The 10,847-nt window shown below is 75.1% G+C and carries 11 protein-coding genes; 5 read left to right on the top strand and 6 right to left on the bottom strand.

Annotation, left to right across the window (positions count from 1 at the left end):
- Positions 1 to 142 precede the first annotated feature (142 nt).
- Positions 143 to 412, bottom strand: a complete 270-nt coding sequence (locus ACIPSC_RS18200) for a hypothetical protein (protein WP_400826727.1) — start codon at positions 410 to 412, stop codon at positions 143 to 145.
- Positions 413 to 539: 127 nt separating this feature from the next.
- On the opposite strand from ACIPSC_RS18200, the gene ACIPSC_RS18205 reads away from it, so the two are divergent.
- A complete protein-coding gene (locus ACIPSC_RS18205; protein ID WP_400826728.1) occupies positions 540 to 857 on the top strand; it encodes a cupin in 318 nt (105 codons plus the stop codon).
- On the opposite strand, the gene ACIPSC_RS18210 is transcribed toward ACIPSC_RS18205, so the two are convergent.
- Positions 847 to 1,437: a TetR/AcrR family transcriptional regulator gene (locus tag ACIPSC_RS18210; RefSeq protein WP_400826730.1), complete on the bottom strand. Its 591-nt coding sequence runs from the start codon at positions 1,435 to 1,437 to the stop codon at positions 847 to 849. The genes ACIPSC_RS18205 and ACIPSC_RS18210 overlap by 11 nt on opposite strands.
- Positions 1,438 to 1,546: 109 nt before the next feature.
- Between ACIPSC_RS18210 and ACIPSC_RS18215 the strand changes: the two genes are divergently transcribed.
- On the top strand, positions 1,547 to 3,115 hold the full coding sequence (locus ACIPSC_RS18215; RefSeq protein ID WP_400826731.1) for an MFS transporter: 1,569 nt from the start codon (positions 1,547 to 1,549) through the stop codon (positions 3,113 to 3,115).
- Between the two features lie 146 nt (positions 3,116 to 3,261).
- On the top strand, positions 3,262 to 3,900 hold the full coding sequence (locus tag ACIPSC_RS18220) for a class I SAM-dependent methyltransferase (protein WP_400826733.1): 639 nt from the start codon (positions 3,262 to 3,264) through the stop codon (positions 3,898 to 3,900).
- Positions 3,901 to 3,913: 13 nt separating this feature from the next.
- On the opposite strand, the gene ACIPSC_RS18225 is transcribed toward ACIPSC_RS18220, so the two are convergent.
- A complete protein-coding gene (locus ACIPSC_RS18225; protein WP_400826735.1) occupies positions 3,914 to 4,768 on the bottom strand; it encodes a DUF3626 domain-containing protein in 855 nt (284 codons plus the stop codon).
- A gap of 270 nt (positions 4,769 to 5,038) precedes the next feature.
- Here ACIPSC_RS18225 and tatA point away from each other — a divergent pair, with 270 nt between their 5' ends.
- Together tatA and ACIPSC_RS18235 are read left to right on the top strand one after the other, a co-directional pair.
- On the top strand, positions 5,039 to 5,341 hold the full coding sequence (gene tatA / locus ACIPSC_RS18230) for a Sec-independent protein translocase subunit TatA (protein WP_400826737.1): 303 nt from the start codon (positions 5,039 to 5,041) through the stop codon (positions 5,339 to 5,341).
- A gap of 149 nt (positions 5,342 to 5,490) precedes the next feature.
- Positions 5,491 to 6,060: a potassium channel family protein gene (locus tag ACIPSC_RS18235; RefSeq protein WP_400826738.1), complete on the top strand. Its 570-nt coding sequence runs from the start codon at positions 5,491 to 5,493 to the stop codon at positions 6,058 to 6,060.
- A 30-nt stretch (positions 6,061 to 6,090) separates the two neighbouring features.
- Here the strand turns inward: ACIPSC_RS18235 and ACIPSC_RS18240 are convergent, their stop codons facing one another.
- The 3 genes from ACIPSC_RS18240 to ACIPSC_RS18250 all read right to left on the bottom strand — a co-directional run bounded on the left by ACIPSC_RS18240 (position 6,091) and on the right by ACIPSC_RS18250 (position 10,728).
- Positions 6,091 to 7,677, bottom strand: coding sequence for a protein kinase (locus tag ACIPSC_RS18240; protein WP_400826740.1), 1,587 nt, complete (start codon positions 7,675 to 7,677; stop codon positions 6,091 to 6,093).
- A gap of 14 nt (positions 7,678 to 7,691) precedes the next feature.
- Positions 7,692 to 9,992 carry a bifunctional polysaccharide deacetylase/glycosyltransferase family 2 protein gene (locus ACIPSC_RS18245; RefSeq protein WP_400826742.1) on the bottom strand — a complete coding sequence of 767 codons (2,301 nt, stop codon included), beginning with the start codon at positions 9,990 to 9,992 and terminating at the stop codon, positions 7,692 to 7,694.
- 130 nt (positions 9,993 to 10,122) lie between these two features.
- Positions 10,123 to 10,728: a hypothetical protein gene (locus ACIPSC_RS18250; RefSeq protein WP_400826744.1), complete on the bottom strand. Its 606-nt coding sequence runs from the start codon at positions 10,726 to 10,728 to the stop codon at positions 10,123 to 10,125.
- Positions 10,729 to 10,847 lie beyond the last annotated feature (119 nt).

The raw sequence follows: 10,847 nt of genomic DNA on the forward strand, positions 1-10,847 counted from the left end.
CGGAGCTGGGCTGCAGGGCGGGGCTGGGCTGCAGGGCCGAACGGGGCTGCAGCAGCCCGGATGCGCACCGGGGCTCCGGTGCGCATCTCCAGGACTCCGGGCGCGGCGGGCCGTACCCCCACGGCGGCCCGTCGCGGCCCGGTCAGTTCGGCGAGGCGTGCTCGGTCCGCCAGGCCTCCCAGCCGGCGGCCGAGGCCACCTTCGCCTCGTGCAGTGCCCGCTGGGCCATGGCCTTCGTCGGAGGCATGTCCATACCCCGCACCCAACTGCGGCCGGCCGTGGCCAGCGCCGCACACACCATCGCCGCACCGGCCATCCCGAGCATCGCGCCGATGCCCGTGAGGACCGCGCCACCGGCCAGCAGCGATCGATTGACCTGAAACCCGCTGAAGAAATTCTGGTTGGTCGCCATGCATCCACCATCGGTGCAGTCGGCGGACACCGCACGCCGAACGACTCCGGGTGCGCGAGCCGGGTGCGTCCGGGACGCTGGCCGGAGGGGCCGCCGCGGTGGCCCGGCAGGCCGAGGAGGGCACCCGATGGTCGATCTCGAACAGCTCGCCGTGGAGCACGCGACCCTGGCCGCCGAGAGCCCGCACGGGCGCAGCGCCCACCTGGTGCTGCACGACGGCGTCCTGCGGCAGACCGTGATCGCGCTGACCGCGGGCACCTCGCTGGACGAGCACAACGCCCCGGCCGCCGCCTCCCTCCAGGTGCTGCGCGGCCGGGTGGCGCTGACCGTCGCGGGGCACCTCCAGGAGCTCTCGGCGGGTCAGCTGTACCCCGTCCCCCAGGAGCGGCACGGCCTGCTGGCCCACGTCGACTCGGTGGTGCTGCTGACCGCGGTCACCGCGTAGCGGGCCTGAGCACTCCGTCGCTGACCAGCCGCAGCCCCCGCAGGAACTCCTGCCCGCTGGGCGCCAGTTCGGGCGCCGCCAGCCACTGCGCGGCGAAGCCGGCCATCAGCGCCTGGTAGAACATGCCGCGGGCGACCTCCTCCTCGGTGTCCGGCACCTCGGGCAGCCCCTGGAACAGCGCGGCGAGGCCGAGTCGCCCCTCCTTCTGCGCCTCCGCGAAGGCCTGGGCCAGCTCCGGTGCGTGCGCGACCTGCGTGATCGCCTCGAACTGGGCCGCCCAGAGGCCCCGGTGCTCGACGAACACGCCCTTGAGGCCCTCCCACACGGCGACGAACCGCTCCTCCGGGTTCCCCGACGCCTGGTTCGCGGCGGCGACCACCCGGGCGAGGGACTCCCCCATCTCCCCGATGGCCTCGATCATCGCCGCGTTGAGCAGCGCCTCCTTGGAGCCGAAGTGGTAGCCGATCGCCGCCAGGCTGACGCCCGATGCGGTGGCGATGTCACGAGCCGTGGTGCGCCCGTAGCCCTTCTCGTAGAGGCAGCGCTTGGCGCCGGACATCAGGTCTTCGCGATTTCCCATGCCGTGATCCTACGGAAGAACTGAACAGATGTCTTGCACTTACGTCTCACACGATTGATTTAGACATACGTACTAGACAAGTGTCTGACACACCCGTACCGTCTTCCCCATGACCGCAACCACCGGCCGCGCAGGCCGTCGCGAATGGACCGGCCTGGCCGTCCTCCTGCTCCCGACCCTCGTCCTCTCCATGGACATGGGCGTGCTCTTCTTCGCCGTCCCGTTCATCTCCACCACGCTGGCGCCCAGCGGCACCCAGCAGCTGTGGATCATGGACGTGTACTCGTTCCTGCTGGCCGGCCTGCTCATCACGATGGGCGCGCTGGGCGACCGGATCGGCCGCCGCAAGCTGCTGATGACCGGCGCCGCCGGCTTCATCGGCGCCTCCCTGCTGGCCGCCTACGCGGACGGTCCCGGGCAGCTGATCGCCGCCCGCGCGGTGCTGGGCGCCGCCGGGGCCACCGTGATGCCCTCGACGCTCGCGCTGATCCGCAACATGTTCCAGGACGCCAAGCAGCGCCAGGCCGCCCTCGGCGCGTGGGGCGGCGCCCTCACCGCCGGCGCCAGCCTCGGCCCGGTCGCCGGCGGCCTGATGCTGGACCACTTCTGGTGGGGCTCGGTCTTCCTGATCGCCGTCCCGGTGATGGCGCTGGTCCTGCTCGCCGCCCCGGCGCTGCTCCCCGAGTACCGCTCCCCGCAGCGCGGCGGCTTCGACCTGCTCGGCGCCGGCCTCTCGCTGGCCGCGATCCTGCCGCTGGTCTACGGCATCAAGACGCTCTCGGTGGACGGCTGGAGCCTGCTCCCCGCGCTCGCCCTCCCGGCCGGCCTGCTCTTCGCCGGCGCCTTCGTCCTGCGCCAGCGCACCGCCGCCGCACCGCTGCTGGACCTCTCGCTCTTCCGGATCCGCGCCTTCAGCGGGGCGATCAGCGTCAACACGGTGGCGATGTTCGCGATGATGGGCTTCACCCTCTTCACCTCGCAGTACCTGCAGCTGGTCAAGGGCATGAGCCCGCTGACCGCCTCGCTCTGGGCGCTCGTGCCGAGCGTCGGCGTGTTCGCGGCGGTCGGCGTCGGCTCGGCGCTCGCCGGGAAGGTCCGCCCGGCGGTGATGATGGCCGGCGGCTTCCTGGTCGGCGCGATCGGCTTCGCGATGATGACCCAGGTCGGAGCCCACTCCCCGCTCGCCCTCGTGCTCACCGCGGCGGGTGTGCTGGCCGCCGGGACCGTCGGCACCATGACGCTGACCGCGGAGCTGGTGGTCTCCTCCGCCCCGGCCGAGCGGGCCGGCGCCGCCTCGGCCACCTCCGAGACCGCGGTCGAGCTCGGCAGCTCGCTCGGCATCGCCCTGCTGGGGGCGGCCGGCGCGGCCGTCTACCGCTCGCAGCTGGACGGCGGCCTCCCGCAGGGCGTGGACGGCGAGCTCGCCCGGACCGCGCAGGACACCCTCGGCGGCGCGGTCGCCGTCGCCGCCCAGCTGCCCGGACGGCTCGGCACCGAGCTGCTGGAGACCGCCCGCGCCGCCTTCACCGAGGGCCTGCACGTCGCCGCGGTGGTCGGGCTGGTCTTCGCCCTCGGCGCCGCCGGCCTCGCCTACCGCCTGATGTCCCACCTCCCGGCCCGCACCGACGAGCCGGCCGCCACCGACGAGCCGGCCACCACCGAACCGGCCACCGTCTGACCCCGGCCCTGAGCCCGTCCGCCTGCGCGTCATCAAGAGCCCCCACCCGGCCACCGGGTGGGGGCTCTCGCCCTTCCTGCCGGCCCAGCAGGCCACGGACTGAAACACGGAGGCGGCGGGGCGGCGGCGCATGACACCCTGCCACCATGGACGACAACATCAACCACGGTCGGGCGAAGGCGAGTTACGACACCGTCGCGGAGGACTACCAGGAGCGGATCGGGGGCGAGCTGGCGGACAAGCCGGTGGACCGGGCGCTGCTCGGGGCGGTGCTGGAGGAGGCGGCCGGCGGGCCGGTGGCGGACCTCGGCTGCGGGCCCGGGCACGTGGCGGCGTGGCTGGCGGAGCAGGGGGCGGAGGTGGTCGGGATCGACCTGTCGCCGGGCATGGTGGCGGTCGCCCGACGGGAGCACCCCGCGGTCGAGTTCCGGGAGGGTGACCTGCTGCGCCTGCCGGCCGCGGACGGCGAGTTCGCCGCCGCGGTGGCGCTCTACTCGGTGATCCACCTCGAACCGCACGAGCTGAAGCCCGCGTTCGCGGAGATGCGGCGGGTGCTGCGGCCCGGAGGCGTCCTGCTGGTCTCCTTCCACCTCGGCGCCGAGGTCCGCCGGCTGGAGGAGTGGTGGGGCCACGCGGTGGACGTCGACTTCCACTTCCTGGACCAGGACGCCGTCGCCGAGCAGCTGACGGAAGCCGGATTCGCGGTGGAGGCCCGCCTGCAGCGGGCACCCCGCCCGCACGAGGCGGAGACCCACCGCGGCTACCTGCTGGCCCGGCGGACCTAGGGCCTGTCCGGCCCTAGGAAGTGCCCTCCGCGGGCGACCCGAAGCGGGCGAGGCAGTGCCAGACCCGCTTGAGGTCCTGGGGGTCGTGACGACCGCTGCGGACGGCGTCGCCGAGGATGCGCGGATCCAGCCGCCCGCCCTCGGCGACCGCCTCGCCCAGCGCGACGTACTCGGGCCCGCGGTAGTCCGGGTGACGGCGCAGCTCCTCGACGGAGAGCCGCACGCCGGAGTGCCACTCGACCGGGCAGGGCAGCCGGCGGGCCTGCTCCTCGACCGGGGTGCCGCGGTGGCTCGGGTCCAGAACCAGCGCCTCGACGTCCCGGTCCAGCCGGACCGGGCCGTGCACCTGAGCCTCGATGTAGTCGTCCAGGGCGTCCGCCGCCACGTCGGCCTCGGCGAGCGCGATCAGCGCCATCCGCGCGGCGACCCCGAAGTCCGCGGGTTCCAGGAAGCTGTCCGGGTAGCAGAACGTGGTCCGGTCGAGGACGGGCGCGGCCAGCCGGAAGAACGCGGACCCGAAGCGCGGGGCGCCGCCGAGCGGCCGGCGGCGGTGGTCGAGTGCGCCGTACACCGGGCGTTCGTCCGCCGGCGCCTCGTCGTACGCGCCGCCGAAGATGCGGCTCTCCCAGCGCCAGCGGTCGCCGCCGGGGTGGGCGGTGAGGCCGCCGTTGCTGGTGCCTGTGACGAACTGGGAGCGGTAGACACCGTCGGCGGCGAGCGACTCCAGGATCGACCGGCCGCCGGCCTCCCGGTCGGGGTGGAAGTTGAGGGTGACCTGCAGGCCGGGGGCCAGCGGCGGACCGGAGGACAGCGCGGCGACGTGTTGCAGGGCGTGCTCCTGCGGGGCCCGGGACGTGTCGATGCTCACCGCCGCAGTGTCCCCGAGCGGCGCCCGGCTCCGCACCCCGTTTCCGCCGCCGCCCGTCCGCGGCGGACCGGCGGCGGCTCCCGGCGGGTCGGGCCGGGTGCACATCAGGCATGGTCTAGACCACTACCGACCATCCGCCCCTGCAACATCTGGTTTTTGACCAGCGTTTCCCGGCCGGTGTATACGTTCGCCGCCGGGGCCAGGCATACTGGCCAGGTCGGGCGCTTTGCCCTCCTGTGACTCTAGACAAGAAGGGACCGGTGGCCAGGGATGCTGCGGAACGGTCTTGAGCCCTGGCACCTCCTGGTGGTGCTGGCTGTCGTTGTCCTGCTGTTCGGATCGAAGAAGCTGCCGGAGATGGCCCGCGGCCTCGGCAAGTCGATGCGCATCCTCAAGGCCGAGACGAAGGCGCTGCGCGAGGACGAGGCCCCCGCCGCCGACGCCGCCGCCCAGGGCACGGCGCAGGCCACCGCCGCCCCCCAGCAGCCCGCCGCCGACCAGGCGCGCCCGGCCGTGACGCCGACCACTGTGACCAAGGCCACCGAGACCCCCCGGTCCACCACCACGGCCTGATCCTTCGACGGAGCCCCCCGCTGCCCGGCAGCGGGGGGCTCCGTCGTGCTCCGGGGCACCGGCCACCCGAGGGCCCGGACGGGAGGCTGCTCCGCCGGACGGAGCAGCCCGGCGGGCGGGCGCCGCTCCCCGGCCCGAACCTGGGCGGGATGTCCTCGAACCAGCCGCCGCCCTCGCGGACCCAGATCGACAAGCGGGCCTGGCTCCTGCTCCTGGGTTCGTTCACGCTGCTGATGGTCACGTACTTCACCGTCCCGCTGCGCCGCCTCGGCGCGGACCGCCCGCTGCTCAGCTGGCTGGTCTTCGCGGCCGCCCTGATCGTGCTGAGCGCCCTGCTGATGGCGCGCATGAGCGACGTGGTGCGCGGCACCGGGCGCCACCCGGGGGTCTGGCTGGTCTTCCTGATCTGCCTCGCGATGACCATCTTCGCCGCCAGCTACTACGTGCTCAGCGCGACGCCGGACCAGTTCGTCGGCCTGGAGAGCCGGCTCGACGCGCTCTACTTCACCATCGTGACCATGTCCACGGTCGGGTACGGCGACATCACCCCGGCGGGGCAGGCGCCGCGGCTGGTGGTGATGCTGCAGATCGCGTACAACTTCGTCTTCCTCGCGGCCGCGGCCGGCGTGCTGAGCCGCCAGATCCGCACCGGGGTCGAGAGCCGCGCCCGGCGGCGGCACCCCGGGGACGGCCAGGGCGGCCTGTCCGGGGACGGCTGAGCCCCGTCCGGGGACGCCGGCCCCGACGGGTCACTCGGTGTCGTTGCGGTCGGCGGCGGCGTTGAGCGAGGTGATCAGGGCGCTGAGGCGGGAGTTCCAGTTCTGGGAGGTCTGGCCGTCGACGGCGTGCTTCTTCGCCAGGTCGCGCACGATCCGCTGGGCGCCCTTCAGCTCCTGGGCGGCGTCGTCCGGCTGACCCTGGTTGAGGCGGGCGGCCGCGTCGTCCAGGGTGTGCAGCAGATCGATCTGGCGGTCGCGCTCCTTGCCGACCTGGGTCTGCGCCACGGCCTGCCGCAGGGCGTTGAGCTGGACGGCCGGGTTCTGATTGCGCGGAGGGGTCGTCGAGGGGGCCGCGGTGGGCGTCGCGACCGGGGTGGTGGGTGCGGCGGTCGACGGCGTGGCGGTCGGGCTCGGCGGGGCCGCGACGGTCTGCGCCGGCTTGGCGGCCGGGGTGGTCGGGGTGCCCGGGTCGTCGAAGGCGGTGAGCGCGAGCATCGCGGCGCCCGCGATGCCGGCCAGGCCGAGCGCGCCGAGGACCAGCGGTTTGCGGCGGCTCTCCCGGGCCGGCGGCTCGAAGCCGACGGAGTCGTACCCGGCGGAGTCGAAGCCGGCCGGACCGCCCCCGGGCCCGGCGTACCCGGCCGGCACCGGCGCCATCACCGAGGTGGCCGCCGCCGGCTGCGGCGGGAGCAGGCTGGTGTGCTGCTGGGCGGCGGCGAGCCCGGGCGGGACCGGCGGCAGCGCCTGGGTGGGCTGCGCCGTGGTGGCGAGCAGCTCGGAGGTCGGGTCCACGACGGCCAGCCCGGGCACGCAGGCGAGCAGCTCGGCCCGGGCGGCGGCCGCGTCGGCGGGCCGGTCCGCCGGGTTCTTGGCGAGCAGCCGCAGCACGGCCGCGTCCAGCGCGGGCGGCAGACCGGGACGGCGGGCAGACGGCGGCAGCGGCTGTTCGCTGACGTGCTTGAACGCGATCGCCACCGGGGTCTCGGCGGTGAACGGGGTGACGCCGGTGAGCATCTCGGTGAGCACGCAGCCGACCGCGTACAGGTCGGTGCGGCCGTCCAGCTCGGAGGCGGTGGCCTGCTCGGGCGAGAGGTAGGCCGCGGTGCCGAGGACGGACGCGGTCTGGGTGAGGTTGTTGGAGGAGCCGGCCCGGGCGATGCCGAAGTCGACGACCTTCACCCCGCCGTCGTCCGTGATCATGATGTTGCCGGGCTTGATGTCGCGGTGCACCAGGCCCGCGCCGTGCGCGACGGCCAGCGCCTCGCAGACCGCCGCCGCGATCCCGACTGCCCGCTCCACCGGCAGGCCCGGCTGCTGGGCCAGCACGGCGGCGAGGGAGCGGCCCTGCACCAGCTCCATGACGATGTAGGGCGAGCCCTGGTCCACGCCCGAGTCGAAGACCATGACGATCCTCGGATGGGCCAGCATCGCGGCGTGCTGCGCCTCCCGGCCGAACCGCTCGGCGAAGCGCGGGTCGTCGGCGAGGCCCCCGTTCAGGACCTTGACGGCCACCTGGCGGCCCAGCACGTGGTCCACCCCGCCGTAGACGGTGGCCATGCCGCCGACGCCGAGTATCTCGACGAGTTCGTAACGCCCGTTGAGCGCCCGTCCGATCACGTCAACCGCCTCCCTCACGTGCCCTGTCCGGGGCCCCGGACCGCCTCGTGCACCTGTGCACGATAGCCGTCGGGCCCCTCCGGGCCGCCGCCGACGCCGACCGCCCCCGGGGGAACGTCGGCTGCGGCCGGGGCCGCGGGCACCCGCAGGCTGCCGTAGCGCTGCATCCGCTGCCACCGCAGCCGGGAGCCGGCCAGTGCGGTGAAGACCGACTGGATCACCACCAGGTACATCAGCTGCCGGTACACGAACTGCTGCAGCGGCAGGCTCCAGAGCGGGCCGAGCCGCTCGCGGTCGAGGCGGAAGGCATAGACCGCCATCAGCAGCTGGACCATCAGGAACGCCAGCCAGAGGCCGACGATCCGGACCGGGTCGAGGAAGGCGAGCCCGTAGAGCGCGAAGACGTCCACCACCGGGGCGAGCAGCGGCAGCAGCACCTGGAACACCAGCAGGTAGCCCAGGCCGCGGCGGCCCAGCTTGCCGGCCTGCCCACCCTGGCGCAGCGCGCCCCGGTGCTTCCACATCGCCTGCAGGGTCCCGTAGCACCAGCGGTAGCGCTGTCGCCACAGTGCGCCCAGGGACGCCGGGGCCTCCGTCCAGGCCTTGGCCCGCTCCTCGTAGACGACCCGCCAGCCGTCCCGGCAGAGCGCCATGGTGAGGTCGGTGTCCTCGGCCAGCGTCTCGTCGCCGACGCCGCCGGCGGCCAGCACCGCCGAGCGGCGGAAGGCGCCGACCGCGCCGGGGACGGTGGGCATGCACTCGGCGAGGTCGAAGAGCCGCCGGTCCAGGTTGAATCCGACGACGTACTCGATGTGCTGCCAGCGGCCGAGCAGCCCGCCCCGGTTGGCCACCTTGGCGTTGCCGGAGACGGCACCGACGGCCGGATCGGCGAACGGCTGCACCAGCATCCGGACGGCGTCCGGTTCGAAGACGGTGTCGCCGTCGACCATCACCAGCAGCTCGGCCCGGGCTGCGGCGATGCCGGTGTTGAGGGCGGCCGGCTTGCCCGCGTTGGCCTGCCGGATCACCCGGACGTACGGCAGTCCCAACGACTCCACCAGGTCGGCGGTGCCGTCCGTGGAACCGTCGTCGACCACGACGACCTCGACCGGGTGGTCGGACGCGAGCAGCGAGCGGACGGCGGCCTCGATGCCGGCCGACTCGTTGTAGGCGGGCACGATCACGCTGACCGGCTCGGTGACCGGCGGCCCCCAGGCGTTCCGCCGCCGGCGCATCCGCTTGTGCCGCCGTGCGGCGGCCAGCACGGTCACCGCGCGCAGCACGCTGACCGCGCCCGCCGCGTACAGCAGCCAGTCCAGCAGGGTGAGGGTCCAGTCCCCGGCCTGCAGCACCCGGATCAGGGCGAGACCCTGCCAGTGCTCGGCCCAGGTCGCCCGCCGGACCGGGTCGGGCAGCCCCACCGACTCGCTGACCGTGGTGAAGCGGAAGCCCCGCGCCTTCAGCCGCGGCAGCAGGGCGTCCAGCGCGGCGACGGTCTGCCAGCGGTTGCCGCCACCGTCGTGCAGCAGGACGATCCGGCCCTCGTCGCCCCGCCCGGCGGTGGCCGCGTCGGTGATCTCGTCCACGCCGGGGCGGCGCCAGTCCTCGCTGTCATGGGTGGTGAGCACGGTCAGGTAGCCCTCACGGCCGGCCTGCTGGACGGCGGCCCAGCCGAGGTCGTCCAGCACGTCGGCGGTGGACGAGTACGGCGGGCGCAGCAGCGAGCTGGTCACCCCGGCCGCGCCGGCCAGGGTGAGCTGGGTCTCGCGCAGCTCCAGGGAGCGGCGCCAGGGCGGCTGGGCGCCGAGGTCGGCGTGGGTGAAGGTGTGTACGCCGAGCTGGTGGCCCTCGGCGACGATCCGGCGGACCAGGTCCGGGTGGGCCGCGGCCTGGGTGCCGACCACGAAGAAGGTGGCGTGCACGTCGTTGCGGCGCAGCGTGTCCAGGACCTCGGCGGTCCAGCGCGGGTCGGGGCCGTCGTCGAAGGTGAGCGCGACGGTGCCGGGGCGCGGTGCGGCGGTGCGCGGCTCGGGGCCGGCCGCGTCGATCACCGGCCCGCCGGTCCGGACCTGTTCGGGGACGGTGGCCGAGCCCGTCGGGTGGGCGACCGGGTCGGGGCGGTGGTCGTAGAGGTGCTGGGTGTAGCCCTGCAGCAGCAGGGCGGCCGCCAGGGTGAACAGCAGGGCGGTCAGCAGCAGCCAGTGGGTGCGCAACGGGCCCTGACGGACGACGCCCCGGCGGCCGCGCCGGGCGGACGGAGCGGCGGCGGGGCCAAGGCCGGGGCGGCCGGTTCTGCGGCGGCGGGAAGGGCTCACGGCGGGGCGCTTTCAGGAGGGCCGGGGGCAGGCCGGGTGCGAGGAGGCGGGGTGGGTCCGGGCGTGGGGACGGGCCGGACAGCGCGGGGGATGACGGGCCGGGGGCGTGCCGGGCGCCGCGGTGGCCGGGTCAGGGGGTGGGGGACGGCTTGCCGGGCTTGCCTCCGGCGTTGCCCGAGTTGCCCGGGGCATCGGTGGGCCGCCCGTGGCCCGGGGTCGCGGTGGCGTTCCCGCCGCCGTTGCCGTTGCCCCCGCCGTTGCCGTTGCCACCGGGCGTGGCCGACACGGACGGCCCGGCGGAGGGCGAGGTGGCCGGCGCCGGCGCGGAGGGCCGACCGGACGCCGTCGGGGCGCCGCGGTGGCCGGCCGCCGCCGACTGGGCTGAGCCCGGCTGCACGCTGTCCGGTCCCGGCGTGCCGGGGATCGTCGGCGCCTCGGACGGGGTCTCGGCCGCCGGCGTGTCCGGGGCGGCGCTGGGGGCGGGAGGCAGCGGCAGGAACGGCGCGCTCACGCTCGGGCCGCCCAGCACCGTGCTGGCCACCAGCACCAGATAGCCGGCGGCCGGCACGGCGAGCAGCAGGCCGAGGCGGCGGACCCGCCGCTGGCGGCGGCCGGAGGAGTCCACGAACACCGGGGCGGCGGTGGTCTCGGCGGCCTGCCGGGATGGGGTGGCGGCCGGGGAACCGGGCAGCGGATCCCCGGCCGCCGGCTCGTGGTCGTACCAGGTGACGGTCACGGTCGGGTCCAGGTCTGTTCTGGTCGAGCGGGCCGTGGGGCCCCCCCCCCGCGGGGGGGGCGGGGCGCCGGGTGCGGGGCCCGCCCGCCCCCCGCGCGGGCCGGGGGGGGGCCGGCGGG

It is taken from the genome of Kitasatospora sp. NPDC090091 (genome assembly GCF_044747365.1).
GTDB lineage: Bacteria > Actinomycetota > Actinomycetes > Streptomycetales > Streptomycetaceae > Kitasatospora.

Excerpts from the sequence above, each read along its gene's own strand:
- ACIPSC_RS18200 (WP_400826727.1), bottom strand. The coding sequence starts at position 412 with ATGGCGACCAACCAGAATTTCTTCAGCGGGTTTCAGGTCAATCGATCG.
- ACIPSC_RS18205 (WP_400826728.1), top strand. The coding sequence starts at position 540 with ATGGTCGATCTCGAACAGCTCGCCGTGGAGCACGCGACCCTGGCCGCC.
- ACIPSC_RS18210 (WP_400826730.1), bottom strand. The coding sequence starts at position 1,437 with ATGGGAAATCGCGAAGACCTGATGTCCGGCGCCAAGCGCTGCCTCTAC.
- ACIPSC_RS18215 (WP_400826731.1), top strand. The coding sequence starts at position 1,547 with ATGACCGCAACCACCGGCCGCGCAGGCCGTCGCGAATGGACCGGCCTG.
- ACIPSC_RS18220 (WP_400826733.1), top strand. The coding sequence starts at position 3,262 with ATGGACGACAACATCAACCACGGTCGGGCGAAGGCGAGTTACGACACC.
- tatA (WP_400826737.1), top strand. The coding sequence starts at position 5,039 with ATGCTGCGGAACGGTCTTGAGCCCTGGCACCTCCTGGTGGTGCTGGCT.
- ACIPSC_RS18235 (WP_400826738.1), top strand. The coding sequence starts at position 5,491 with ATGTCCTCGAACCAGCCGCCGCCCTCGCGGACCCAGATCGACAAGCGG.